Origin of the sequence: Halomonas sp. BDJS001 (genome assembly GCF_026104355.1) — a bacterium.
Lineage (GTDB): Bacteria > Pseudomonadota > Gammaproteobacteria > Pseudomonadales > Halomonadaceae > Vreelandella.
In genome coordinates this window covers 3,548,487-3,574,024 of record NZ_CP110535.1, presented here as the reverse complement: position 1 = coordinate 3,574,024, position 25,538 = coordinate 3,548,487, and the positions used below count along the sequence as shown (strand labels likewise).

The following is a 25,538-nucleotide window of genomic DNA, read 5'->3' as shown; positions in this document are numbered from 1 at the left end:
CCGGCAGGTTTCTGATCGCTCTAAGGTGGCTAGACCATGCTCTTGACCCTGAACGACTATGGCCTGGCTGCCAAAAAACGCCTGCCTCGGCCTCTTTACGGCTACGTGGCCGGGGCATCGGAAACCGGTGCCGCCGAAGAGGATAATGAAGCGGTGTTCCGGGAAATCCGTCTGGTGCCCAGAGTGCTGCACGGTGTGGAAGGGCGAACCAGTCGACAAACACTACTGGGTAACACGTGGTCGGCCCCGTTCGGAATTGCGCCGATGGGGATCGCAGCCCTTATGGCGCTGGACGGTGATCGTGAGATGGCCCGGGCAAGCGCCGAGGCGGCCGTCCCCTACGTGCTGAGCGGCTCATCCCTGACCCCTATGGAGCGGGTGATCGAGGCCAATCCCGAGGCTTGGTTCCAGGCCTACCTGCCCGGTGAGGAGGCACGCATCGATGCATTGATCGCTCGTGTCCGGCGAGCGGGCTTCAAGACCCTGGTGCTGACGGCGGATACAGCGGTATTGGCCAATCGAGAGAACAATGTGCGCGCAGGCTTTTCCACGCCGTTGAGAATGACGCCTCGCATGCTGCTGGATTTCGGTCGTCGCCCGCGCTGGGTGTTCGGCTGTTTCGCCCGCACGCTGTTGCGCTCCGGTGTGCCTCATTTCGAGAATTCCTATGCCGAGCGCGGTGCGCCGATCGTCTCTCAAGAGGCCGTACGGGATTTTGGTCGAAAGGATCATCTCAACTGGGAGCACGTTGACCTGATCCGGCGTATTTGGCCGGGCAAACTTGTCTTGAAGGGGCTGCTGGCGGCGCAGGACGTTGCTCGGGCGCGGGAGCGCGGTTGCGATGGCGTCATTCTATCCAACCATGGCGGGCGCCAGCTCGATTACGCCATTGCCGGGATCCGGGCCTTGGCCGACGCACGTAAGGTCGCTGGGGACATGGCCCTGATGGTGGATGGCGGCATCCGGCGCGGCACAGATGTCATCAAGGCGCTGGCCCTGGGAGCAGACTTCGTGTTCGTGGGCCGGCCCTTTCTTTTCGCGGCGAGTATCGGAGGCCGCCAAGGCGTGACTGAAGCGATCGAGATCCTGCGCCTGGAAGTTCACCGCGACCTGGGGCTGCTAGGTTTGAACAGTCTCGACGAAGTGGATGAGAGCATTCTGCAGACCACCTTACTTCATCGCTGACTCAATGTTTTCTTCGCTAGCGCTCGGCTCTCATTAACGTAAAAGTGAGCTTCGTTGAGCGCTTCAACTGACCGCAAGCCTATATACCTTAGTCTCAACGCTAATTTAGATGAGTGTTTCTGTCGCCGCTCGTTCGTTTTCGCGGCCACCCGCAAAGGCCGCAGTGGCGGGGCTTTTCACGAGGCGGGGATAGTTCCGGTTATTGGTTAAGATAGTCTAATGATAAAATTGAAAATATTTATCTTTAATTCAGTTTTTCTATAGAATTTACTAGCCATCACGTCAGCAGACAGTTTCCCTAAGACAATTAAAAAGAGGATAACCAACGTGCAATCGAAAACGACTTACAAAATAGCTGCTCTCCTGCTTTTGCTTTCCGGTCTGGTGGCGAGCCAGGCGGTGGCGGATTATCCTGAAAAACGCATCGAAGTGGTGGTGGGGTACGCCGCTGGCGGCGGTACGGACGTGATGGCGCGCACGGTCGCTCCCTATCTCGAAGAGTACTTGGGTAACAACGTGTCGGTGGTGATCAAGAACATGCCGGGTGCCAGCGGACAGATCGGCGTGACCGAGGTGGCCCAGGCCACGCCGGATGGCTACACGATAGGTACCTACAACCTGCCCGGTATGATGGCTCGTACCCTTGATCGTGAGGCGGCCTACGATGCGGATAGCTTTACCTACCTCGCCAATGTCGTCGATGACCCCAACGTGATCGTGACGCCCAAGAGTAGCGACATCGACACCATGGACAAGCTGGTGGCGGCGGCCCAGGAAGGCACCGTGACCGTGAGCATGTCGAGCCTGGGCGGGGACGACCATTTCTTTTTGATGAACGTCATCGAGCAAACGGGCGGCGAGTTTACGCCCGTACCCTTCTCCGGTTCGGCACCAGCGCGCAGCGCCCTCATGGGTGGCCACGTGACCATGGGTATTGTCAATATCTCTGAGGTGATCAACTTTCGTGACGAGCTGAACGTGCTCGGTATCGCCACCCATGAGCGCTCGCCTCTGGCGGATGACGTGCCCACCTTCGCTGAGCAGGGCTATGAGCTTTACAACAGTGCGCTGCGTGGCTTCGTCGCGCCAGCAGGCCTGCCCGAAGAGGTCGAGACGGCGCTGATGGCCGCTTTCCAACAGACCTACGACGATCCTGCGTTCCAGGACGTCATGCTCCGTGCGGGCAACCCCATCTCGCTTGCGCTGGGCGACGACTTCCGCACGCTCAACGACGAGCAGCTGTCGCTGGCAGAGCGCGTTTGGGAAATCTCCCCCTGGAAATGATCGATCCCTACCCCTGGAGCCGCTATGACCGACATCGATAATCAAGTCAATGAACGTGATCCGAGCGCCCAAGTGGCGAGCGAGCCGCCTGCCGGATCGCCCCGTTCGGTATGGACACACCCCGACCTTATAGCGGGCATCGTCATCATTGTGGCCGCGGGGGCGCTCTTGACTCGCACCACGGCGATGCCCGTCATGACCTCGCTGCTGCCCGTGGCCATGCTAGGTGCCCTGGTCGTATTGGCGGCGCTGATGATCGGGCGAGCGCTGTTGGGAGGGCGGAGCGGGCGAAAACTCGCGCCGCGCTACCCCGTGTTTGCCAACGCAGGCGCTTTCGCGGGCATCGTGCTTGCCATTGCCCTCTACATAGCGGGCGTGGTGGCGCTCGGGTTCTACACCTCGACGGCCATCATGCTTCCCGTGGTGGCCTGGTGTTTCGGTTATCGCGATATCAAGCGCTTGTTGCTGGCGGATGTGATCTTCACCGGCGGCTTGGCGCTGATCTTCGTCGTATTGATGGGCCAGGAACTGCCCGCGGAATTCTTCACCCGTTAAAGGGAGTAGCGTTATGTATGGAAGTTTAGTCGATGCACTCCCCGGGGTGCTGTCGTGGATGAACCTGGCCGCCGTCGTGATCGGTGTGATTGCCGGGATCTGCGTGGGCGCCCTTCCAGGGCTGAGCGCAACCATGGCCATTTCAGTGCTCATTCCCTTTACCTTCGGCATGGATCCCCTGGTGGCGCTGGGCATGATGGCGGGTATCTATAATGGCGCTATGTACGGGGGCTCGATTCCCGCCATCTTGCTGCGCATTCCCGGCACCCCCGCGGCGGTGGCCACCAGTTTCGATGGCTACCCCATGGCTCAGCAGGGCAAGGGCGGCTACGCCCTTCAGGTGGCCGTAGTCTCCTCAGCGATCGGAGGTGTGGCTTCGGCGCTGGTGTTGATGCTGCTGGCGCCTCCCCTGGCGCGTGTCACGCTGCTGTTCGGCCCCGCCGAGATATTCTGGGTCGCCGTCTTCGGCATGTCCGCCATCGTCTTCCTGCTCGGCGGTGACATCCTCAAGGGGCTCATCAGCGCGTGTTTCGGCGTGTTCGTCTCCTTGGTGGGAGCTGACACGATCACCGGTTATGACCGTTATACCTTCGGCCATCTGGAGCTGCTCGACGGTATCAACATCGTCGTGCTGCTGGTCGGCCTTTACGCGCTGCCGCCTGCCATCGCGCTGCTTGAGGAGGAGCGCGAACTCGATACCCGAAATGCGGGGCGGCTCAATACCGTCAGCATCTGGAAGGCGATTCCGAGCATGCTGAAGTACTGGAAGACCTGGCTGCGCTCCTCGGTGATCGGCGTGTTCATCGGTATTTTGCCCGGCGCCGGCGGCTCCATGGCGGCTTTTTTGAGCTACAACGAAGCCAAGCGGCACTCACGCCACCCCGAGCGCTGGGGGCAAGGCGAGCCCGAGGGGGTGGCGGCGGCGGAAACCTCCAATAACGCTGATACCGCATCGGCATTGATTCCCGCATTGACCCTGGGTATCCCGGGCACTGCCGTCGCTGCGGTTATGCTGGGGGGGCTGCTCATTCACGGCCTGCAGCCGGGACCGATGCTGTTTCGCGACAATCCGGACATCGTATTCGGCTTTATGTGGCAGTTCCTGTTCGCCGCCGTACTGCTGGTGGCGCTGGGCGGATCCCTGGCGACCAATAGTTTCGCCCAGGTGCTGAAGCTTCCTCGACCCTTGCTGGGTGCCATCATCATCGCCTTGGTGTTCGTAGGCGTCTACTCGATCAACGGCCGCATGTTCGACGTATACCTGATGCTGGGATTTGGCATGATCGGCTACTTTATGGATAAGCTGAAATTCCCGCTACCGCCAGTGGTGTTGGGGCTAATCTTGGGAGGGTTTGCGGAACAAAACCTACGCTTAGCGCTGCGCATTGGTGGAGGCGACGCCATGGCTCTCGCTGCGAGCAATACCTCTAAGATTATTATCTTGCTGACGCTAGGCGTGATTCTAATGCCGGTCATTTCGCGTTTATTGCAGCGTCGTAAAGGCCGCTGAGCAAACTACCGCGTCAATTCAGCCGCATTTTCTAACGCTTAATAACGACGAACAAACATTCTGGTTACATTCATATGCAGCCAGGATGTTTTTTTACTGCCGACAGCTGTTATTGGGCATTGTTACTCAGCCAACGGCGAGACATACGCTCGGCGTGGGCTAGGTTACTGACGACCCCTAATGTACCTACTTCGCGTTTAATGCCGGCACGCTTTATTTTCAGCGCCATGCGTGGCGGCAGCCCAACAAATATAACGCCAACGCCTTGCTCGCCCAGCTCTCGGCGCAGTGTATCCAGCGCCACCATGGCGGTGGTGTCCAGGCTGGGCACATCACGCATATCCAGAACGACCACCTGAACACCGTGATCTATCACCCGCAGCGTGGCAATGGCCTTTTCTGCCGCACCGAAAAACAGCGGGCCGGTGATTTTATAAAGTGTTACTTCTGGCGGGAAGTGTTCGCCGGTGTCGGGTGCAGCCAAGCGCCGGGTATGAGTGAGCTGTGCCATACGACGGATAAACAGTGCGGCAGCCAGGCCAATACCCACGGCCACGGCAATCACCATGTCGAAAATCACCGTTAGGGCAAAGCAGATCACCAGCACTGAGACATCGCTGGCGGGAGCGCTTTTTAGCGTATGCACAAAGTGACGCGCCTCGCTCATGTTCCAGGCGATGATAAACAGCAGGGCGGCGAGTGCCGCCATGGGGACAAACCCCAGCACCCCCGCCAGGGCCACCACGGCAAGTAACACCACGATAGAGTGCACCACTGCAGCGACAGGTGAAAAGGCACCGCTTTTGATATTGGTCGCGGTGCGGGCCAAGGCTGCTGTTGCGGTAATGCCGCCAAAGAAAGGCACCACCAGATTGCCCAGCCCCTGGCCAATTAGCTCGGCGTTAGGATCATGGCGAGTGCGGGTTAAACCATCTGCCACTACGGCGCATAGCAGCGACTCAATGGCCGCCAGCAGGGCAATGGCCAGCGCCGGGCCAAGCAGCGCTTGTATCAGCGCAAAGTTGATCTCAAGCGGGTTTCCATCCGCGCCTGGAAAATGCCAAGGGGCGGTAAAGCCAGGCGCGAAAGGGGGAATGCCGCTGCCGCTGGCACCCTCAAACTCCCAGCTAAAGCGTGAGGCGATGGTATCGACTTTAACGCCACTCATCAGCAGTAGTGCTGCAGCCAGTGTGCCCACCGCCAAACCCACCAGCGGGGCAGGAATTGGCGTATTCAAGCGGGGCCAGATTAGCAGCGCGGCCAAGGTCACAATCCCCACGCTGATCTCCGCCGGTGAAATGCTGGGCAGTGCTCGGCCAATCAGCATTAGGTTATTCAGGGTGCTATCACCTAGCTCCACGCCAGCTAGGCCCAGAAAGTCAGGTAACTGCAGCAGTGCAATGACAACTCCGATACCTGCGGTAAAGCCAAGTATCACCGGGTAGGGGATGTACTGAATCAGGCTGCCCAACCGCGAAAGCCCCAGCGCCACCAAAATAGTGCCAGCCATCAGTGTGGCAATCAGCAGCCCACCCAGACCGTGGTTGGCCACAATGGGAAACAGAATGACCACAAAGGCGGCGGTGGGGCCGGAGATGTTAAACCGTGAACCGCCGGTTAAGGCGATCACCGCGCCCGCCACGATAGCAGTGTAGAGCCCGTGCTGGGGCGGAACGCCAGTGGCGATTGCCAGCGCCATGGAAAGCGGTACCGCCACCACGCCAATCGTCAGCCCCGCCATCACATCGCGCTTTAATCTGGCCAGCGTATACCCTTCACGCCAAGCGCTGACCAGCGCGCTGCCAGGCAGCGGGAAAACGTAACCCGAAGTTCGATGGGCGCGGGACATGAGACCAGTCTCCTAAAAACAGGGAAAACAAGCCATTACGCTACGCCTGCGGTGAAATTTGCACAACAAGGCGTTAGTCGTGGAGTCGTTCGCGCACAAAAATCCCGGCACTCAGGCCGGGATTGATCTGTGGGACTAAACGCTCGCGCCGTTATATCTGCGAATCTTCCGGTGGCTCTCCGATGGTGCCGGGCATTGCCTGCACGTGGCCCATCTGCTCGCCGGCCAGGGTGAGGAAGTGAAGGTGGCGTTCATACTCGGCCACCAAATCACCAATTACCTGACCACGGGTGTAGCCGTTAAGGTCTTTATCCTGACCACCTTCGGCTAAGTACACATCCAGACGCACATAAAAATCATCATCCGCTGGGATAAAGCTCGGTGTGCGCATGCGGTGCGGGCAGACTTGATAGACAAAACTGGTCGCTTCGCCGAAATCGACCTGGAGCATCAGGTTCGGTAGCGATTCACCCTCAACGTGCTCTTCGGTCACATTGGTGGTTTGACCTCGGCTTTCGAGCTCCTGAGCAAACTGCGTCATCGCTGGGCGAATGGAGTGCTCAATCGTCGCAGCGGCACCTGCACGATTAGAGGTGTCCAGGGCGCGATCCAGGCGCTCTCGCCAGTCGCCACCGGGGGCGCACCGGCTATCATGCGGCGGGCATCGGCTTTTTTGCCTTCCAGTTTCAGCGCTTTATACATACCCACCATCACGGCGAAAATAACTAATGAGAAGGGCAGGGCGGTGATGACGACGGCACTCTGAAGCGCGTTCAAGCCACCGGCCATGAGTAGCGCTATGGTGATCAAACCGATGACTGCCGACCAGAAAATACGCAGTTTTACCGGCGCATCATGGTTCACGTCGCTCAAAATAGAGGTGAAGTTGGCCAGAACCAGCGCGCCTGAGTCCGCTGAGGTAATAAAGAACACGATGCCTAGCACGGTGACCACTGCTGCGGTTAGGCCAACGTAAGGGTAGTACTCAAGCAGCGTGTAGAGTGTGGTTTGCGGGGTGTTAAGGGCCTGCTCACCCAGCTCGGCCACGCCTTGGTTGGCGACCAGCTCAATGCCGCTATTACCAAATACCGACATCCACACCATCATAAAGGCCAGCGGAATAAACAAGGCACCAGCGACAAACTCACGAATGGTACGGCCACGAGAGATGCGGGCCAGGAACAGACCCACAAACGGTGTCCAGGCAATCCACCAGCCCCAAAAGAAGATCGTCCACCACATCTTCCACTCTTGAGCGCCTTCATCGGCAAACGCGTAGGTGTCAAAGCTGGCACCGACAAAGCCGGAGAGATAATCACCGGCGTTATTGACCACTTTGTCCAGCAATATCAGGGTGTCACCGGAGAAGAGCACAAACAGCATCAGCGCCAATGCCAGCAGCATGTTGAACTCAGAGAGGCGGCGAATACCTTTCTCAACGCCGGTCACTACAGAAATCGTCGCTAATACCACCACCAGGACAATCAAAATCACCTGTACGGTGAGCGTTTCCGGCACGCCGAACATATAGGTGAGGCCGTAGTTGAGCTGCATCACCCCAATACCCAGGCTGGTAGCAATGCCGAACACGGTAGAAACGACCGCGGTAATATCCACCGCGTTGCCAATGGGCCCATGGATGCGCTTGCCCAGGATCGGGTAGAGCGCGCTGCGGATTGCCAGCGGCAGGCGGTGGCGGTAGCTAAAGTAGGCCAACGCCATACCCATCAACACGTACAGCCCCCAACCAGAGAGCCCCCAGTGCAGATAGGTTTGAACGACGGCATTCCGCATCGCTTCCTGGCTTTCCGGGGTTAAATCCGGCGGTGCCAAATAGTGGGCAACCGGCTCGGCAACGCTGAAAAACAGCAGGTCGATACCGATGCCTGCGGCAAACAGCATGGCCGACCAGGAGAGTAGCGAAAACTCGGGTCGTGAGTGATCCGGGCCTAAGCGAATACTGCCAAAGCGGGACATACCAATCGCGACCACAAAAACCAGGTAGGCCACAATAGCGAGCATGTAGTACCAGCCAAAGGTTTTACTTACCCAGGCAAGGCCTGCATCAAAAAAAGCGCCAGCTTGCTCAGTAAACAGCATGGTGAGCACTAAAAAGATAAGAATACCGGCCACACTGCCGTGGAAAACCACGGGATTGAGGCGGTCGCGGGAGGGGAGGATGGGGTTGTCTTTCGCCATGCAGGCGGACTCCTGTTGTTGAAAGATGATTTTATTTTGAATGAACGTTCAAATAAAATACGCGATTAAGTGTCCTCCTTCAAGTTAACCTCCCCTATATGAGTTGAGTTAGCAGACTGATGATCAAAGCGCAGACACAAAAACGCCCGGAAAAACCGGGCGTTGGATCAACGTTTGAAGCTTGGCCTGCGCTTATTCGCTGTCGGCGTTCTCGTCACTATTACCATCGTGATGACCACGTTTACCGTGCTTGCCACGGTACTCTTCATGGGCTTCTTGCATGGCGTTGCGCAGTGCTTGTTGCTCTTCTTCTGTAAGAATCTCAGCTACCCGCTCGTGATGCTCTTCACGCAGGGCCTGCATGGCTTCGCGATGTTCAGCGTGTGCTTCGTTAAGCTCAGCCTGTTTCTCTGCTGAGATATCAGCGCGCTCGTACACCTCTTGGCGACGCTCCTCCATGCGCTCTTCCATACGCTCGCGATCAGGGCCTTGGCCTTCATGGTCACCGTGGCTATGCGCTTGAGCGGCAAACGCTAATGGCATAATGGCGATAGCCAGCAGGGCAGGGGCAAACAGTTGGCGAATTGACATTTTCTTAGCACTTGAAACGTTCATAGTTCTCTCCTGGTGAGTTGACGATGACAGTATCGCTAGGCGGGGTGCAAACCGTTTGCAGATAGTGTGCAACAATCATGATCTTATTGGCTTGTTGCAGGTCGTAGTCGGTAGGTGAGGGGTCACCTATTTATCCAGGAGAAGCATAATGTCGCGTACCAAGCTAATTCGCGAGTGGCAACAGCATGGAGCACTTACCACCCTACGCCGTGTTACCGGCCTGGGGGCAATTGCCTTATTGCTGAGTGGCTGTAGCGCTGCTCAACACGTTAGCCAAGGGGAGCCCGCTATTGAACGTAGTGGGCTGCGTGAACCCCTGCCCTTCACCCGGTTGACCCCAAGAACCTATACCCCCGACGAGTGGCCCCAGGCGCTAACAGCTGATGTTTACCTGCCCAATGAGCCCGGCGACGCATTGCGTCCTGCTGCCCTGGTGGTTCATGGCGGCGGCTGGCGCAACCGCACACCGGAAGATATGCAGGGCATCGCTGAACAGCTAGCGGGTCAGGGCTACGTAGCAGTGAATATTGAATATCGTTTTGCGCCTGAATATCGCTTCCCTAGCCAGTTACATGACTTGCAGCAGGCGATGGCCTGGATTCACGCCAATGCGGACGAGTGGCAAGTGGATACACACCGCATTGTCGGTGTGGGGTTTTCTTCTGGGGCGCATTTGGTGAGCTTGCTGGCGGTGGCGGGAGTAGAAGGGCCGCTGGCCGAACCCTACGGCGGCGAGCAGAGCCGTTTAGCCGCTGTTTTAGCGGGAGGGCTCCCCAGTGATTTGTTGAAGTTTGATGACGGCCCTTTAGTCGTCAATTTTATTGGCGGCACCCGTGCCGAAGAGAACGAAGCGTATCGCCTAGCCTCTCCCGTACGGCAACTTACACCTGACTCACCGCCGTTCTTCCTGTTCCACGGTAAGTGGGATCAACTGGTACCGGTGGATCACGCCGCGGACTTCTATCAAGCTCTGAAGGAGAACAACATCGAGAGCGAGCTTTACCTGCAGCGCTGGCGTGGCCACATAACTAGTTTCCTGCTGCGTGGCGGCGCCATAGATGCGGGCATCGCGTTTCTTAATCGGCAGGTCAATCCTTAACGCCTACACGTCATCAAGACATGGCCAATGACATCATTCCGACAACAGCGTCGTCATCAACATCCATCTGAGTGACGAGTTTGCTTAGTTGGCTCATAGCCTCTTGAAGCGAATTATTGAGGCTACTGATTTCCTGTTGCAGGGCGTCGAGTTTTGCTTGGCGTTGTTCATCGTTTAGGGATTGGTCGCGCATGACACCTTCCAATTCCTGCTGTTTCTCCCTTAATTTTTCTCTATATTCAACAACTCGCTTTAGTAACTCTTTGATCTCCTGTGGGAGATCGCTTTCATCGATTTTGGTGTTCTTCGTTTCCTGTGTGTTACCAGCCTTTTCTGAAGCTGAGGCGATGCCTCTAGCCACGGGGGAAAGATCCAAATGAATGCTGGTGTTGGAATCCTTCGTTGCGGCGTTAGAAGTGACCGGTGTAGCTGTTACCTTCTCGACATTTGACGGCTCACTACGTAAAGGATGTGCGTCTAAAGGGGCACTCCCGGTAGATAAAGAGAGGGTCATGGCAATCTCTCGTTAGAGTTAAGGGCTATTTTAAGCAGGCGCGACAGCGGCTACGCAGGCCTGCGTAAATAAACAGGTTCTAAGCAGGCTAATAGAGTTATCGACAGTCTGAGACAATACTTTAGCATACGCTAAGAAACACTCTGGTGACCTGGAAGTCAGTGAAATAGGGGCAGCCATCATTGCTGCATGACCATTGATGCAGGCATAGCGTTTCTTAATCGGCAGGTGATTAGTGAGGTTTAGACTTTAGTTGCGTTCTTGCTTTATGCAAGGTTGGTGACAGTTTCGGGGAGTAGCGTTCTAGGCTCACAGCGAGATACCTGTGCGAAAATCAAACAAACCTATAAAAAGAGAGCCACGCTATGTTTAACACTTCCAGTGCGTCCTTATCGCTTAATATCAAATCGATATTGGTAGGGGCAACAGCCACCATTGCCTCTCTATCAATGGCGCTTCCTGCGGTCGCTGACGACTTTCCCTCTCGACCGCTCAATATGGTGGTAGGTTTTGGCACCGGCGGTAGCGCAGATCGTATGACCCGCATGATGTCTGGCCCTATTTCCGAAGAGCTGGGTGTACCGGTACAAGTAACTAATCGTCCTGGTGCGGGCACTCAGGTTGCTTCTAATTACGTTCTTAACGTGCCTGACGATGGTTATACCGTCTATGCCTCGACGTTTGCTCCTTACTTAACCAACTCGATCCTGACGGGCGATGCAGAGTTTAGTGTCGACGACTTTTCTTATATCAACTTCCAGTGGTTTGATTTGGATCTAATCGCTGCAAATAAAGACAGCGGTTATGAAGACCTGCCAAGCCTGCTTGAAGCGATCCGCGAAGAAGAGGGTCAAGTACGCGGTGCGGTGGTTCAAGGTTCTGCTGGTCACTTAATGGTGCGCTTGCTACTTGATGAGGCAGGTATTCCCCAGGATAACCTCAACTTGGTGACCTATAATAGCGGCGGTGAAGCCCGTTCAGCGGTAGCGGGTGGGCAGGTGGATTTCGTCTCTATTAGTGCCCAGGGCAGTGAGGGGATTCGTGAGTTTTTAACCCCGTTGGCGATCGTCAATGACGAGCGCATTGAGCAGTGGGATGCACTTCCGATCAATGAAGCGCTGGCGCCAATGAATCTTGAGGTGCCGGTTCTTCAGGGCTCAATGCGCGGCTTTGCAGTGACCAGTGAAATGGAGCGCCAGCATCCTGAGCGTTTTGAGAAGCTCTCCTCTGCTATTCAAAGTGCGCTGGCTCGCAAAGATGTTCAAGAGCAGCTTGAACGCAACGAAATGGGCGGCGTTTGGGTCGGCCCAGAGCGCTCTAACGAGCTGATGCGTGAAAATTATCAGGTGTTTGAGAAGTACGCTCACCTGTTGAACTAGTCTCCCTGGACTGTTTTACCGGATCTTTTCCCGAGTTAATCCTTCCATAATCGCTGGTCCTTCACATTAATGAGGGGCCAGTATGGGGTTTTACCATGTCTGAATGTAAACGTGACTATGGGGACTTTATCGTTCTCATGGGGCTGGCTGGCTTTACACTATGGTACTTATTAGACGCCATTAGCGTATCCGCCACACCGCAAAACCTGCTGCTTATATTGCCACTTGCCGTGATCGTGTTAGCGATTATTGTACTTGAACTAATCCTGCGTATTAAACACGGCTCTCTGTTTCGCTCCTCTGAAGAAGAACCGCTGCATAAAACATTACCAGTTGTGGGCCTATTCGCCGCCTATGTGCTGTCGCTTGAAGCGATAGGCTTTGATATTGCCACTGTAGTGTTTCTGGCACTTTTCCTGATCCTCAAGGGTGAGCGAAATTGGCTGTTGGTAGGTGGCTATAGCATCGCTTTTGGGCTGAGTGTTGCGTTCTTTTTCTCGCAGATGCTGCCGTACCCGATGACACTGCTACTGCTTCCAAGCTGAGGAGATACCATGATTGATTTTGGCGCAGTAGGGCAGAGTTTTGATCTGCTTTTTTCCAGCTTTGGCCCCTGGCTAGTAGTCGTGCCGGGTATCGTACTGGGGCTTATTTTTGGCGCAACGCCAGGCCTGCAAATCTCAATGGCGATGGCCATTTTCCTGCCGATGACCATGTACATGGACTTTATTCAAGCCATGTTGTTTCTCACCGCAATTTTTACGGGTGGCTCATTTGGCGCTGGTATACCGGCCATTCTGATGAATATACCGGGCACCTCTTCGGCCATCGCAACCGCCTTTGATGGTTATCCCATGGCGCGGAAGGGGCAGCATAACCAGGCGTTAGGTGTCGCGTTAGCCTCCTCGGTGATTGGCGCACTGATGGGCTACGTGGTGCTGTTCTTTATGATACAGCCGCTTTCCTACATGGTGCTGAGATTGGGGCCAGCAGAGATGTTTGTAGTGATTCTCTGGGGGATGACGCTGATTGCGAGCTTAAAGGGCGAACAGGTGCTTAAAGGCTTGATGGCAGGGTTTGTTGGCCTGTTAGTCGGGACGATTGGGTTTAGCGAAATCGGCTTGGCACGCGGCACCATGGGCCAAACTTACCTGTTGGACGGCGTGCCTGTCATTCCTGCCATGATGGGTATGTTTGCCGCCTCTGAGCTATTTAAGCTAGCCAACAAAGGCTTCATCGTTGAGTCTGCCGATGCCCGCAAGGTAAAGGTGGGTGAGATCTTTGAAGGGTGCAGAATGGCGATGCGCTACCCTGTTGTGATGATTCGGGGTGGTTTGATCGGGGTGTTGGTAGGAGCGGTTCCTGGAGTGGGCTCCTCCGTGTCTAACCTGCTCTCTTATATAGAAACCAAGCGCCGTGACCGGGATCCTGATTCATTTGGGAAGGGCAATCCTAAAGGCGTAGTGGCGTCTGAGGCGGCTAACAGCAGCTCCGAAGGGGGCTCGATGGCAACACTGCTCGCACTAGGGATCCCCGGCGGTGGTGCGACAGCGGTGATGTTAGCGGCGTTTGCTATGCATAATATCACTGGCGGCCCGCAGTTTATTCGCCAACAAACCGATGTGGTTTACGCGATTATCTTCGCTAACTTTGCCCAGGTGTTTCTACTGGTGATCATCGGTTTACTGTTTATTCCTCTCTTGGCCAATATCGTCAAAGTGCCCATGCGCTACTTGATTCCTTCTGTACTGGTGCTTGCAGTAATGGGCTCCTTCGGGCTAACCGGCAATATGACGGGGCCGGCTACGGTGCTGGTGTTTGCGGTGATCGGTTGGATATTTCGTCACTACGGCTACTCCGTACCCGCCGCCGTGATTGGCATGCTATTAGGATCGTTGGCTGAAAAATCGCTACTTCACTCCTACCAAATCAGTGGTGGCGACATCACGTACGTTTTTGAGCGCCCAGTAACGCTGGCGATTTTTGCCTTACTGCTTATCTCGCTATTTAGCCAGCCACTCATGAAGCGCCTTAAAGCGCGCCAAGAGGCTGCTCAACTATGATTCCTCAATTCAGAAGTTGAAATGTTGAAAAGAACTGTCATCACCGTTGGTTTGGGTTTTGTGGGTGGCTGCTTGGCCACCCTTTTTTCATTGCCCTTGGCTTGGATGCTTGGGTCTCTGTTTATGGTGATGGGCTTATCACTGATGGGAGTAAAAACAGGTGTCGATAAGCGCCTGCATCGCACCGCCATCGCACTGCTAGGGCTATTTATCGGGAGTCGAATCCAAGCAGATGAACTCGTAGGATTAGTGTTGTGGTACCCCAGTGTGCTGGCAATGCTGGTTTATATGGGACTAATGCTGATCGGCGGATTCTGGATTTTTAACCGAGCAAGTGTAGGGCGGATGAACGCTATTTTTTGCTCGTATCCCGGGAGTATGAACTCAGCGCTGGTGCTGGCTGAACGTGCTAACGGGGATTTACGCTGGATCGCTATCTCTCACTCACTACGCTTAGTCACCGTCGTTTCTGGTGCGGCTTTTGTGGCGAGTTTTTTTGTTGAGGATGTGACTCTCAACAGTTCTCCATCAGCACTGGCCTGGGTCGATATTTTGCCTCTGTTGTTGGCACCACTGTGTTGGTGGTTAGCGCGCTTGTTAAGAATTCCCCTGCCTGAGTTTTTAGGGCCCATGGCCGCAGGGGCCATTATTGCTAACCTTGGCTTTGACTACTCCCTGCCAACAGGGATAGTGCTTGCAGCCTTTCTGGTGTTGGGGGCTTCGGTAGGCTCGCGTTTTTCAGGAACACAGTGGTCGCAGGTGGTCAGCATGGGGCGCTATGGGATTACTTTTGCTCTATTTGCGTTGGTGGTCGCGGCGCTAATGGCGTGGTTGGTTTCAAGTTTTACCCCTCTCGCCTTCGTTGCCGTCCTGCTGGCGTTAATTCCTGGTGGGGTAGGGGAAATGGCGGTGATCGCCATGGTGATGGGTATCGACCCGGTTTATGTGGTCTCCCATCACATACTGCGCCTACTATTACTGATCTTTATGACCCCGCTAATGTTGCGAATGGTCAATCAGCCGCTTAAATAGCGGGGAACGTCACCGTGACTTCAAAGCCGCCCTGGGGGCGATTTGCTAACGCTAAGCGGGCAGAGTGCGTCGTTGCAATTTGTTCCACAATGGCCAGACCTAATCCGCTTCCAGGCGTATTTTTGTTGTGGCGGAAAAAACGTTCCGTCAATTTGCAAAGCTGCGCTTCCTCCACGCCGGTACCCTCATCGCTAACCGTTAATGTTACCTGGCGCGCGTCAGCCGTTAGTGCAACGGTTATAACGCCTCTATAGGCCATGGGGCCACCCGCATGCACGCTGGCATTTTCGATGAGGTTGGTCACCAACCAGCGCAGCATAATGGGGTCGCCCAAAATGTTGGGTATTGCTTTCTGTTGATCAAAGGCGAGTTCTTGGCCTCGTTTATAAATAGTAGGGGCAGTCTGAGCACAGGCATCATGGCAAATGGCGATTAAGTCGACATTTTCGAGGTGAGACGTATCGACTAATTCGCTGCGTGTTTTGGCATATTTAAGCAGCTGCTTAACGGTATGGCTGGCATGCTCAGCGATGCGCTGAATCTCTCGCAGGCTAGTATGAGCGGGTGATTGGGATGCGTCTTTAAGCGACATTTCGGTTAACGCGCGGATCTCTGAGACAGGTGTTCTAAGTTGATGCGAGACATCGGCATTGAGCTGCTGAGTGCTTTCAATACTACGCCGCATACGCTGCATTAAATGATTAATACTCTGGATTAGCGGCAGGATCTCTTTTGGAGCTGCATCATCCAATGCATGCAAGTCATTCGGTGAACGTTGTCGCAAGGCTTGGCTAACCGCGTTAAGAGGTGCTAACCCAAGGTGAATGGCTAAAAGTGCAATTGAAATGGCTAGTAATCCTGTAACGACCATTAACCCTGTGAGCGTTATCATAAAGTCGTTGGTAAGGGTATGCCGCGCCTCCTTTGATTCGGCGACGACGACTTCAATGTCTACCGGTTCGCCTCCTCGCCGAAACGGAAGGGTAAGCGCAACGGCTCTTAACGCATTGCCCGCATAATCGACATCATAAAAAGTGGGGTCATGGGACGTTTGGGGTGGGTCTGTCAAACCACTAAAGCCTGCGATTATGTCGCCGTCACTCTCTCTGATGCGATAGAAAATTTTTCCTTCGCCCCTGCTGCCAAGCGTACTGATGCTGAAATAGTGCATATTGATGCGCAGTTCACCATCCGCTGTGTAAATTCGACGCTCCAGCCGTTGAGCGGCATTAAGTAGCAGGTCATCAAAGGTGGCATTAATTTGCCGAGATAACAGCAGATGACTAGAGATCAATGCCAAGATCGCGAGGGCGGTGAAAGGCAGCCCAATCCATAACAGCAGCCGACTGCGGATCGATTGGCGTTTATTCATTGTCAGGGGCTTTCACGTCTTTAGGTTCGCAGTCTTTAGCTTCCAGGTAATAGCCCAGGCCGCGTACCGTTTTTAAGCCGAAATCGTAGCCGATTTTTTTACGAATCCGGGAGATGTAAGTTTCCACTGCGGCGTAGCTGACCGACTCATCTGAGGTAGATAGTCGGTCGATAATTTGATCCTTATTAACGAGGCGATTTTGGTTAATCAGCAGGTACTCCATGACTTCTAACTCGCGGCGATGCAACAGCACGGGTTTGCCATCAAGCCGCAGCTCCATGGCATCGGGTAAAAACTCTAAGCGCCCACACTGCAGCGTTTCTCCGCCAAAGTGCTTGGCACGCCGCACTAACGCTCGGGCACGTGCAGTCACTTCTTCCAGCGAAAAAGGCTTGCATAGATAGTCGTCTGCGCCCACTTCAAGACCATGTATGCGCTGATCCAGGCTGTCGCGTGCCGAAATAATCAAGACAGGGATCGTATTCTGCTGGTGGCGTAAGGTGCGTAGTAGGGAGATGCCATCCAGTTCAGGCAGGCCAAGATCCAACACCAACAGGTCGTATCCGCCCTGTTCGAGCATATGAAGTGCTTTTCTTCCATCGTCGGCGACATCAATGCTAAAGGCAGCCTCGCTAAGTGTGGCTGCAATAGAGTTGGCTAAATTAACGTTGTCTTCTACTACGAGCGCCTTCATACGTCGTCCTATTATTACCCCTCCGGCTGATACTTATAGCCGACGCCATACACCGAACGGATAATTTCCAGTTCAGGCAGCGCTTCGTGGATCTTCTTGCGCAGCTTTTTGATGTGGCTGTCTACGGTGCGCTCCGAGACGATGCGGTTGTCGCGGTACATGTGATCCATTAGCTGCTCGCGGCTGAAGATACGCCCCGGCGCCTGCATCATTACTCGCAATAGCTGGAACTCCACCGCCGTTAGGCCTAAATCCTGCCCGTGGGCGAGCGCCTGCCAGCCATCTTCGTTTAATACCACCGGTGCGTTTTGCACCTCGGCTGGGGCATCGGCCGCCGCTTGGCTACGGCGTAGTACCGCTTTCACCCGGGCGACGACTTCCCGGGGACTGAACGGCTTGCAGATATAATCATCGGCGCCCAGTTCCAACCCCAGCAATCGATCCACCTCTTCTACCTTGGCGGTGACCATAATGATCGCAATGGTAGGCCACTTTTGACGTATTTCCCGGCTGAGGGTGAGGCCATCTTTACCAGGTAGCATGATATCGAGTAGCACTAACGCAGGGGAGTGCTGCGCCAGCCACGGCATCACCTCATCGCCGTGACCCAGGGTCGTCACCTCAAAACCGTGGGTGGTTAAGTAGTCTGCCATTAGGCGGGCAATCTTCGGTTCATCCTCAACAATCAGTAAAGAGGCAGCATCAGACATAGCGGTAGACTCGCTTAACAGTGAACGTAAAAGCAGGGCTTAACGGTTCGTGTAATATCAGTTTTGGTGGTACTAATCCCGAAAATATTAATCAGCAGCCAACAGCGGAAAACGTAGCGTCCAGCGTAGCCCACCCAGCGTGGAGCTAGAGGGGGTTAGCGTTGCGCCGTGGGCATTAACCAGGGCGCTGGCAATCGAAAGTCCTAAACCGCTGCCGCCGCTGGCACGGCTGCGCGAGCCTTCCACACGATAGAGCCGCTCGGTCAGGCGAGCTAATTCACCTTCCGGTACGCCCGGCGTAGTGTCTTCCCAGATGACCACTGCCACTCCCTGCTGCGCGGTAAGCGTGACCCGTAGCTCTCCCGGCGGCTGGGTGTAGGCGCAGCTGTTGTCCAACAGGTTGTTCCAGAGTTGGCGCAGGCGCTGGGCATCGCCACGAATCATAATGCCAGGTTCGATCTGTTCGGTCAGCGTTAAACCGCTTTCGACTAGCCAGCGGTCGGCGTCGGCCAGGCGGCTGGCGAGGCAGTCGCTAAGATCCATCGGCGCCAGTTGAATATCCAGCGCGCCCGCGTCGCTCTGCGACAGCAGGCGCAAATCCGCGACTAAGCGCTCTAGCTGCCCCACCTCTTGGGCGAGGGAGCTAAGGTTCTCCTGGTTCAGCGGGCGAATGCCATCCTGCATGGCTTCGATCTCGCCGCGCAGCACCGCCAGCGGCGTGCGCAGCTCGTGAGCGGTGTCGGATACCCAGCGGGCGCGGGCATCGCGGCTGGCTTCCAGGGTGGCTGCCAAGACGTTGAAGTCGCGCGCCAAGCGCGACAGCTCATCGCGGCCACGCTCGGGCAGTCGTGTGCGGTAGTCGCCCTCGGTAAGCCGCAAGGTGGCGCCCGCCAGTGCCCGGGTGCGCCGTCCCAGCCACCAGGAGAGCCCACCCGCTAACAGCAGCGAGGCAACGCAGAGTGATACTACAATAAGCACGAGATTGCGCTGTTGGCGCTCCAGGAAGCGGCTCTCCATGCGCTCCATCATCTCTCGCGGAGGGCGAAAACCCAACGAGCCGATATGAGTGTCACCACTACGCAGCGTCAGCCAATGCCAGCTGCCTGAGCCTTCCCGCCCGCTCCTGGGGGGTACCACAAAGCGGCCATCCTCCGCGCGCAGAGTGAAGTCCCGCGCCTCACCAAGTGGCGAAGGGCGATCACTATGCTCCTGACCCAGTTCAAAGCGAACAATAAATGGCCAGCGTTCCGGTGACTGCTCCAGCCACTCCCAGCTCTGCTGGGTTTCCCAGCGCGTGACGAGGCCGTCAGCCAGCAGCGTTGCGCGACGCTCCTGGGCTTGATTGAGGTAGTCGAGAAAGCCGCGATCAATACTGTAAGAGACCGCCAGAAACATGCTGGCTGAAATCGCTACGTTAACGCTGAGGATAATGACGAACAGTTTTAGCCCCAGCCGAGAGGGGCGCCATTGACGTATGGCTGTGAGCAAGGCCATCAGTTGGCTCCCTCTTTTGTATCCAGTACGGGCTGGCGCGGTGAGCTGAGGCGTTCGCGAATATTCTCCATACCCAGATAGAGGCAGGGTACCAGGATCAGCAGTATCACGGTGGCGAAAAGCATACCGAAGCCGAGCGAGATCGCCATGGGGATCATAAAGCGCGCCTGCCGCGAGGTTTCCAAAATCATTGGCGCCAGGCCTAAAAAGGTCGTCAGCGTGGTCATCATTATTGGCCGCAGGCGGCGGGTGGCTGCCGCCACAATGGCTTCCCGGGCGGCCATACCTTCGCGGCGTTTGCGGTTGGCGTAGTCGATCAGCACCAGAGCGTCGTTGATGACCACGCCTGAAAGCGCCAGCATCCCCAGCAGGCTAATGATGGATAGCCCAAAGCCCATGATCATATGCCCAGCGACGGCACCCACAATGCCAAAGGGGATCGCGGCCAACACCAGCAGTGGCTGTAGGTAGCTTCTAAACGGAATAGCCAATAGCGCATAGAGCGCGGCAATCATTAACCACATGGAAGTTTTTAGCGTGGCTAAGTTGTCGGCGGTGTCCTGCTGACGACCACCCATGCTGACTTCAAGCCCCGGCCAGGTCGCTTCCAGACTGGGGAACTCCTCTTCCTGGAGCGTGGCGAGCACTTGGTTGATGGCCATATCGTTTTCGGAATCGGCGGTGACGGTAATAATCCGCCGCCCGTTAATGCGTTCAAGGCTGCTAGAGGCTTGACTGAGGGTAATGTCGGCCACCCGGGACAGCGGCACACTCAGCCCATCAGGGGTGCGCACCGGCATGCGGTAAAGCTCGTTCAGGCTGTCGCGGTTGTCATTGGGCAAACGCACCTCAACGCTGATTTCGCTGCGCCCCACGTACTGCTCAAGCGCGGTGGCTCCCTGGAGGGGGCCACGCAGGGCTTGGGCCAAGTTATTACCCGTGAGTCCCAACGCGCGGCCTTCGGCAGAAAGGCGCATCTCTAGTTGCGGTTTGCCGTCCCCCAGGCCGCTATCGATATCTGTAAGACCATAGCCACCTAGCGTTTCCGCTAGCCGTTCGGCGGCGGCTTCCAGTACCTGAGTATCCGGGTGGGAGAGGCGCAGGCTGAGCGCTGCGCCACTACCTGGGCCGCCGACGTCGGCTTCAAAACGCACTGACTGGGCGCCGAGCAAATCACCGCTAAGCTCGCGCCACTCTCGTGCGATGCGTGAGGGTGGCCAAGCTTCCAGACTTTCACTGGCAATATCTAACCGCACTTCCAGGCTTTCGCCGTCCAGGCGGCTGCGTGAACTGCTAAAACTAAGGGTCTCTTCGCGCTCGCTAAGGGCATCGGCGGCGTCGAGCAGCTGTTGGCTTAGCTCGCGGCTAATGCTGATATTGCTGCCAATGGGTAGGGTGACCGTGGCCTGCACCTGATCCGATTCGACCCGTGGCATTAGCGAGAAACCCAACCGTCCGCTCATCGCCCAGGAGAGCGCGATCAACAGAATGGCGATGCCCAGCGAAATACTCAGCAGGCGTTGGTTCAGGGCGCGCTGCAGAAACGGCTCGAACTGTTGATAAGTAAAGTGTTGTAGGCCGCCCTGAAGGCGTTGGCGCAATGCTTCAAGGGGGCGCTGCCACGCCGGGGTTTGACGGGGCTTGCGGCTATGCGCCAGGTGGGCAGGCAGAATCACTAGGGCTTCCAGCCAGGAGATCAAGAATACCGTCACCACCACGACCGGCACGGTGGCAAAAATCAGCCCCAAAAAGCCGGGTAAAAACAGCAGCGGCAGGAAGGCGACGATATTGGAGAGAATCGCAAAGGTTAGTGGGGTAGCAATTTCGCTGGCGCCTTTGACTGCGGCATCGCGCAGCGAATAGCCCTCTTCCCGGTAGCTGTAGATATTCTCGCCGACGATAATGGCGTCATCGACGACGATCCCCAGAGCGATAATAAAGGCGAACATCGACATCATATTGAGCGAGACGCCGATCCAGGGCAGAAACAGCATGGCGCCGAGAAACGCCGTGGGGATCCCCAGAGTGACCCAGAACGCCAACCGCGCTTCCAAAAACAGCGCCATGAGTACCAATACCAGTGCTAGCCCCATCCAGGCGTTTTTTAACAGTAGGCTAAGACGGTCTTCGTAAACTTCTGAGCTGTCGCGGGAAATATCCAGACTAACGCCTTCCGGCATGCCTGCGCGCAGGCGCTCAAGCTCACCGTTGACCGCTTGTGAAATACTGGTCGGGGTTTGATCACCAATCTGGTAAACATCCACGGAGAGACCGGGCTGGCCGTTATAAAACTCTTCACGGTCGGTTTCGGCAAAGCCATCGCTGACCCTGGCGATCTCACCCAGGGTAATCGGCGCCCCCTGAGTGCTGGTCAGAATCGGCAGCTCGGCAAAGGCTTCGGCGCTGTTACGTCGTCCCTGATAGCGGATCAGCCACTCGCCTTCTGCCGTTGTGAGCTGGCCACTAGCGAGATCAAGGGCTTCTTCGGCAATGCGGCTGGCCAGTTCCTGGTGATCGAGGCCATAGCGCTCGATGGCTTCTTCGTCCAGGTGAACTTGAATCTCCCTCTCGCGGTTGCCGGATAGCTCCGCACGGGAGATGCCGGAAGTGGCTTGCAGCTCACCGCGTACATCTTCGGCCGCGTTGTGCAGTGCCTCCAGTCCGACTTGGCCATATACCTGCAGGCTCAACACGCTGCGGGAGCGCCCCGCCAGGGTAAAACGGGGTGGGTCGGCAGCGCTGGGCAGGGTAGTGATGGCGTTCACTGCCTGCTGAATATCCTGATAGGCGCGCATCACATCCACACCATCAATCAGCGTGGCGTTGACGCTGGCGCTGCCTTCACTGGCCGTGGCGGTCAGCTCGTCGATGCCTTCTACATCAGCAATCGCGGCTTCCACCGGTAGCAGCAGGCTCTGTTCCACATCCTCCGGCGTGGCACCAGGATAGCTGATAGAGACTTGCACGACTTCAATATCGAATTCGGGGAAGACCTCTTTTTTAATCGCCAGCGACGCCATTAGGCCGCCGACGATAAACAGCACCATCAGTAAATTAGGCGCTACCCCGTGATCCACCATCCAAGCTAATGGGCCGCGTGGCACCTTCATGATTCGTCTCCCGGTTCATTGCCTGCTTGAGCCGGGGTATCGCTGGGGCGGCGGATACGTACTAATTGGCCCTCTCTTGGCTGGGCCAAGCCGGCAGTAACAACCTGCTGGCCAGTTTCCAAGCCGTCACGGATTAAAGCATCATCTTCGCCGCGGTAAGCCAGGGTGACCGGTGTTCGACGCAGGCGATTCTCTTCATCTACCCGCCACGTTACGTCACCTGGGCGCAGAGCCGCAGACGGCAAAGAAATAAGCTGCTCCTGGACAGCCGGTTGAAAAGAGGCGCGTAGGACATCGCCCAGGCGCAGGGCAGGGCCGTCGGTCTCTAGGGCGAGCGGGTCGTTAACGGTGATCAACAGTTGAGCCTGCAGGCCATTCTCTTCAAGGCTAGGGAGCATTGAGACCAGGGTTCCTTCGCGTGTTGCGCCCTCAGGCCAGCCACGGCTGGTTAAGGTAACGTTGGTACCTGCTTCCAACCACTCTGTCCACTCTCCGGGGAGCGAGGCGCGCACCCAAAATTGCTCAACGCCAACCAAGTGCAGCACCTCGGTACCTTGGCTGAGTAAACTGCCGGCACCGACCAAGCGTTCTTGCACCATGGCCCGCCAGGGAGCGGTGAGGGTAGCGCGCTCAACATTCAGCGCCGCTTGGTCGCGGGCCACGCGTGCTTGGGTGACCTGAGACTGGGCTTGACGCAGTTGGGGCTCTCTCAACACTAGCGCCCGTCGCTCTGCTGAGAGCTGGCGGCCAAAGGATTCGTACTCGCTGCGCGCCCGCTGCTGCTCTGCCTGCTCTAACGCTAATTGGGCCTGGGCGTTGGCGAGCTGCGCCTCGGCATCTTCAAGGGCTAGCTGTAAGTCAGCTTGGTCAATATAGGCAACCGGCGCTTGCTGCTCGACTACCTGACCGGGGACAACACCCTCGGCAAAACGCTCCAACTGGCCCGCCACACGGCTGGCCAGCATTGTTTCCTGCTCTGCTTCAACGCGCCCAAAGGCGTACAGACTCGGTGCCTGTGAACTCGCTTTCACCGTGACGATGTCTACCATACTAGGCAAAGGCGCTGGCGGTGGGGTACGCTCTATACGCGGCGGTTGGGTAATAATCCACCAAGCAAGGGTCAAAGTGGCAATAAGAACCAATAAAGCAACTACGGCACCCAAGCGAATGCGGCCATGTTGATTCGTAGCGTAATAGCGAGAAAGAGTCATTACCGCGCGTCATCCATTAGGGGCGAAAATTCCAGAAAAATAAGCGTATGATGCTAGCATCGCGCACTGTTAAGCAGCCATTAGTCAAACAATGTGTAAATAACGTGCAACTGCCACTCACCGAGCTTTATTACCGCTTGGTTTTCTTACAAATTGGTTTTCACTCACTTGGCTTTCTCTCACTTGAAAGCAATAGACTGACTGGTCTACTTTAAGAATATGAAAAATACCGCAACCCGTGACAAATTAATCGACAGCGGCGCTCAGCTGATTAGTCAGCAAGGCTACAACGCGACGGGCATTAATGCCGTGTTAAAAACCTGCGGTGTGCCTAAAGGCTCTTTCTATCACTACTTCTCCAGCAAAGAAGATTTCGGGCTGGCGGTGATCGAGCGTTTTGCCGCCAACTATGATGAAACGCTGGTGGCGTTGCTGGAAGATAGTGACACGCCGCCGCTCGAACGTCTAAGGCGTTACTTTGCGGCTGGCCGTGAGCATATGCATGAGTGCAACCATGCGACTGGTTGTTTGATCGGCAACCTTGGCCAAGAACTTTCGGGTCAGAGTGATACCTTCCGTGATGCGCTAAATCTAGTATTTCAGCGCTGGGAGCAGCGTTTCGTGCGCTGCCTGCAAGATGCCCAGGCGCGGGGAGATATTGCCCCCCATACAGCGCCAGAAGCGCTCGCCAGCTTTATTCTTACCGGCTGGGAAGGCGCCATTCTGCGCGCCAAGACGTTGAAATCCGTTGAGCCCATGGAGCAGTTTGAAAAAATTCTGTTCCAGCAGGTGTTGGTGCCTTCCTCTTAGCGCTAGTCCGCTAATCACCAATGACCTAGTGGCGAGCGCGAAAGTGATGCTCTCCATCGGCCACGTCGTTACGGGTGGCGGCCATCAGAGTTTCGTCGAGTGAAGGATCATCCAGGGCGATTAATCCGCACTGTGCCAGCGCTTCACGCAGGCTGATCTGTTCATCCAGGCGTTGATACACCACCCGTACACAGCAGGGCATACGCTCGCTGTTATCTGCCACGCCCATTTTTAAGCCGGTCAATTGCGTCACTTGGCTTTGAAAGCTCGGAAACAGAATCGTCTGGGTGATTTCGTGGCCGTTAAGGGTTTCGTGGTCGACCAAAAACAGCCGATCAGCAAGCTTCACCGCGGTGCCCACATAGCGATTGTGACACGGGCGGGCGCCGGGGGCGGTCTGCATCCGCTCGGTGCGCTGATAAACGATGCCACCCTCTCGCTCTTCCAGGCAAACCAAGGTACGCATTAACTGCCCTGGTCGCGACATCGAGTGATAAAGCTCAAAGTAACGGCCAATGTAGCGCTCCATGCCTTCGCTGCCGCGCTGAACCAGTGCGTTCGGCCACGGCAATGCTGCTGGGGTTGCTTCTGACTTCAGTTGGCCGGTTTGCACCAGGGCACGGAAATCGTGGTGGGGAAGCGCGATATCCTCAGTGGTGACACCAAAAAAGTGGCAAATGCGCTGAAGGGCAGCGTGGCTGGGGCGGTAGCGGCCACTCAGATAACGGTTAAACTGAGCACGGTTGATCGTTAAACGCCGACAAACCTCAGCAATAGACGGGTAGTAGCTGCAGAGCAGGCGCAGGTTGGCCACAAAATCGTCATGCATTGGGTGACTCGATTCTCTAAGTGT

20 protein-coding genes and 1 pseudogene are annotated in these 25,538 nt (G+C 56.1%); 10 read left to right on the top strand and 11 right to left on the bottom strand.

Annotation, left to right across the window (positions count from 1 at the left end; all coding sequences use genetic code 11):
- The first annotated feature begins 36 nt into the window (after positions 1–36).
- From OM794_RS16630 to OM794_RS16615, 4 genes are all read left to right on the top strand, one after another.
- Entirely contained in the window at positions 37–1,185 is a 1,149-nt protein-coding gene (locus OM794_RS16630; RefSeq protein WP_226247724.1) for an alpha-hydroxy acid oxidase, read from the top strand.
- Between the two features lie 327 nt (positions 1,186–1,512).
- Complete coding sequence (locus OM794_RS16625) at positions 1,513–2,469, top strand: tripartite tricarboxylate transporter substrate binding protein (RefSeq protein WP_226247722.1); 957 nt, start codon at positions 1,513–1,515, stop codon at positions 2,467–2,469.
- A gap of 24 nt (positions 2,470–2,493) precedes the next feature.
- Positions 2,494–3,024: a tripartite tricarboxylate transporter TctB family protein gene (locus OM794_RS16620; protein ID WP_226247719.1), complete on the top strand. Its 531-nt coding sequence runs from the start codon at positions 2,494–2,496 to the stop codon at positions 3,022–3,024.
- 13 nt (positions 3,025–3,037) lie between these two features.
- Positions 3,038–4,534 carry a tripartite tricarboxylate transporter permease gene (locus OM794_RS16615; protein ID WP_265153921.1) on the top strand — a complete coding sequence of 499 codons (1,497 nt, stop codon included), beginning with the start codon at positions 3,038–3,040 and terminating at the stop codon, positions 4,532–4,534.
- 109 nt (positions 4,535–4,643) lie between these two features.
- Here OM794_RS16615 and dauA read toward each other — a convergent pair whose 3' ends face one another.
- From dauA to OM794_RS16600, 3 genes and pseudogenes are all read right to left on the bottom strand, one after another.
- Entirely contained in the window at positions 4,644–6,383 is a 1,740-nt protein-coding gene (dauA, locus tag OM794_RS16610; protein WP_226247716.1) for a C4-dicarboxylic acid transporter DauA, read from the bottom strand.
- A 151-nt stretch (positions 6,384–6,534) separates the two neighbouring features.
- A pseudogene (gene betT / locus OM794_RS16605) lies at positions 6,535–8,582 on the bottom strand (choline BCCT transporter BetT).
- Between the two features lie 192 nt (positions 8,583–8,774).
- On the bottom strand, positions 8,775–9,197 hold the full coding sequence (locus tag OM794_RS16600) for a hypothetical protein (RefSeq protein WP_226247711.1): 423 nt from the start codon (positions 9,195–9,197) through the stop codon (positions 8,775–8,777).
- Between the two features lie 148 nt (positions 9,198–9,345).
- On the opposite strand from OM794_RS16600, the gene OM794_RS16595 reads away from it, so the two are divergent.
- Positions 9,346–10,296, top strand: a complete 951-nt coding sequence (locus OM794_RS16595; protein WP_226247708.1) for an alpha/beta hydrolase — start codon at positions 9,346–9,348, stop codon at positions 10,294–10,296.
- A 13-nt stretch (positions 10,297–10,309) separates the two neighbouring features.
- On the opposite strand, the gene OM794_RS16590 is transcribed toward OM794_RS16595, so the two are convergent.
- The gene (locus OM794_RS16590) at positions 10,310–10,810 is read right to left on the bottom strand and encodes a hypothetical protein (protein ID WP_226247706.1); all 501 of its coding nucleotides are present in this window, start codon (positions 10,808–10,810) and stop codon (positions 10,310–10,312) included.
- Between the two features lie 365 nt (positions 10,811–11,175).
- Here OM794_RS16590 and OM794_RS16585 point away from each other — a divergent pair, with 365 nt between their 5' ends.
- From OM794_RS16585 to OM794_RS16570, 4 genes are all read left to right on the top strand, one after another.
- Entirely contained in the window at positions 11,176–12,189 is a 1,014-nt protein-coding gene (locus tag OM794_RS16585) for a Bug family tripartite tricarboxylate transporter substrate binding protein (protein WP_226247704.1), read from the top strand.
- 95 nt (positions 12,190–12,284) lie between these two features.
- A complete protein-coding gene (locus tag OM794_RS16580; protein ID WP_226247702.1) occupies positions 12,285–12,734 on the top strand; it encodes a tripartite tricarboxylate transporter TctB family protein in 450 nt (149 codons plus the stop codon).
- Positions 12,735–12,743: 9 nt separating this feature from the next.
- Positions 12,744–14,252, top strand: coding sequence for a tripartite tricarboxylate transporter permease (locus tag OM794_RS16575; RefSeq protein WP_226247700.1), 1,509 nt, complete (start codon positions 12,744–12,746; stop codon positions 14,250–14,252).
- A 21-nt stretch (positions 14,253–14,273) separates the two neighbouring features.
- Positions 14,274–15,284 carry an AbrB family transcriptional regulator gene (locus OM794_RS16570; RefSeq protein ID WP_226247699.1) on the top strand — a complete coding sequence of 337 codons (1,011 nt, stop codon included), beginning with the start codon at positions 14,274–14,276 and terminating at the stop codon, positions 15,282–15,284.
- Here the strand turns inward: OM794_RS16570 and OM794_RS16565 are convergent.
- The 6 genes from OM794_RS16565 to OM794_RS16540 form a co-directional block, all read right to left on the bottom strand.
- On the bottom strand, positions 15,277–16,656 hold the full coding sequence (locus tag OM794_RS16565; protein WP_226247698.1) for a sensor histidine kinase: 1,380 nt from the start codon (positions 16,654–16,656) through the stop codon (positions 15,277–15,279). The two genes, OM794_RS16570 and OM794_RS16565, sit on opposite strands and share 8 nt — an antisense overlap.
- Complete coding sequence (locus tag OM794_RS16560) at positions 16,649–17,350, bottom strand: response regulator transcription factor (RefSeq protein WP_226247697.1); 702 nt, start codon at positions 17,348–17,350, stop codon at positions 16,649–16,651. The genes OM794_RS16565 and OM794_RS16560 overlap by 8 nt, the downstream gene beginning before the upstream one ends.
- A gap of 14 nt (positions 17,351–17,364) precedes the next feature.
- Positions 17,365–18,060 (bottom strand): response regulator, encoded by a 696-nt coding sequence (locus OM794_RS16555; protein ID WP_138799885.1) that lies wholly within the window; start codon positions 18,058–18,060, stop codon positions 17,365–17,367.
- Positions 18,061–18,147: 87 nt separating this feature from the next.
- On the bottom strand, positions 18,148–19,554 hold the full coding sequence (locus tag OM794_RS16550; protein WP_226247696.1) for an ATP-binding protein: 1,407 nt from the start codon (positions 19,552–19,554) through the stop codon (positions 18,148–18,150).
- Complete coding sequence (locus OM794_RS16545) at positions 19,554–22,664, bottom strand: efflux RND transporter permease subunit (RefSeq protein WP_226247693.1); 3,111 nt, start codon at positions 22,662–22,664, stop codon at positions 19,554–19,556. The genes OM794_RS16550 and OM794_RS16545 overlap by 1 nt, the downstream gene beginning before the upstream one ends.
- Positions 22,661–23,875: an efflux RND transporter periplasmic adaptor subunit gene (locus tag OM794_RS16540; RefSeq protein WP_265153919.1), complete on the bottom strand. Its 1,215-nt coding sequence runs from the start codon at positions 23,873–23,875 to the stop codon at positions 22,661–22,663. The genes OM794_RS16545 and OM794_RS16540 overlap by 4 nt, the downstream gene beginning before the upstream one ends.
- 219 nt (positions 23,876–24,094) lie before the next feature.
- On the opposite strand from OM794_RS16540, the gene OM794_RS16535 reads away from it, so the two are divergent.
- Entirely contained in the window at positions 24,095–24,685 is a 591-nt protein-coding gene (locus OM794_RS16535) for a TetR/AcrR family transcriptional regulator (RefSeq protein WP_226247689.1), read from the top strand.
- Between the two features lie 25 nt (positions 24,686–24,710).
- On the opposite strand, the gene OM794_RS16530 is transcribed toward OM794_RS16535, so the two are convergent.
- A complete protein-coding gene (locus tag OM794_RS16530; protein WP_226247687.1) occupies positions 24,711–25,514 on the bottom strand; it encodes a helix-turn-helix domain-containing protein in 804 nt (267 codons plus the stop codon).
- Positions 25,515–25,538: the final 24 nt, after the last annotated feature.

Coding starts and splice junctions, on each gene's coding strand:
- OM794_RS16630 (WP_226247724.1), top strand. CDS start 37: ATGCTCTTGACCCTGAACGACTATGGCCTGGCTGCCAAAAAACGCCTG.
- OM794_RS16620 (WP_226247719.1), top strand. CDS start 2,494: ATGACCGACATCGATAATCAAGTCAATGAACGTGATCCGAGCGCCCAA.
- OM794_RS16615 (WP_265153921.1), top strand. CDS start 3,038: ATGTATGGAAGTTTAGTCGATGCACTCCCCGGGGTGCTGTCGTGGATG.
- dauA (WP_226247716.1), bottom strand. CDS start 6,383: ATGTCCCGCGCCCATCGAACTTCGGGTTACGTTTTCCCGCTGCCTGGC.
- OM794_RS16600 (WP_226247711.1), bottom strand. CDS start 9,197: ATGAACGTTTCAAGTGCTAAGAAAATGTCAATTCGCCAACTGTTTGCC.
- OM794_RS16595 (WP_226247708.1), top strand. CDS start 9,346: ATGTCGCGTACCAAGCTAATTCGCGAGTGGCAACAGCATGGAGCACTT.
- OM794_RS16590 (WP_226247706.1), bottom strand. CDS start 10,810: ATGACCCTCTCTTTATCTACCGGGAGTGCCCCTTTAGACGCACATCCT.
- OM794_RS16585 (WP_226247704.1), top strand. CDS start 11,176: ATGTTTAACACTTCCAGTGCGTCCTTATCGCTTAATATCAAATCGATA.
- OM794_RS16580 (WP_226247702.1), top strand. CDS start 12,285: ATGTCTGAATGTAAACGTGACTATGGGGACTTTATCGTTCTCATGGGG.
- OM794_RS16575 (WP_226247700.1), top strand. CDS start 12,744: ATGATTGATTTTGGCGCAGTAGGGCAGAGTTTTGATCTGCTTTTTTCC.
- OM794_RS16570 (WP_226247699.1), top strand. CDS start 14,274: ATGTTGAAAAGAACTGTCATCACCGTTGGTTTGGGTTTTGTGGGTGGC.
- OM794_RS16565 (WP_226247698.1), bottom strand. CDS start 16,656: ATGAATAAACGCCAATCGATCCGCAGTCGGCTGCTGTTATGGATTGGG.
- OM794_RS16560 (WP_226247697.1), bottom strand. CDS start 17,350: ATGAAGGCGCTCGTAGTAGAAGACAACGTTAATTTAGCCAACTCTATT.
- OM794_RS16555 (WP_138799885.1), bottom strand. CDS start 18,060: ATGTCTGATGCTGCCTCTTTACTGATTGTTGAGGATGAACCGAAGATT.
- OM794_RS16550 (WP_226247696.1), bottom strand. CDS start 19,554: ATGGCCTTGCTCACAGCCATACGTCAATGGCGCCCCTCTCGGCTGGGG.
- OM794_RS16545 (WP_226247693.1), bottom strand. CDS start 22,664: ATGAAGGTGCCACGCGGCCCATTAGCTTGGATGGTGGATCACGGGGTA.
- OM794_RS16540 (WP_265153919.1), bottom strand. CDS start 23,875: ATGACTCTTTCTCGCTATTACGCTACGAATCAACATGGCCGCATTCGC.
- OM794_RS16535 (WP_226247689.1), top strand. CDS start 24,095: ATGAAAAATACCGCAACCCGTGACAAATTAATCGACAGCGGCGCTCAG.
- OM794_RS16530 (WP_226247687.1), bottom strand. CDS start 25,514: ATGCATGACGATTTTGTGGCCAACCTGCGCCTGCTCTGCAGCTACTAC.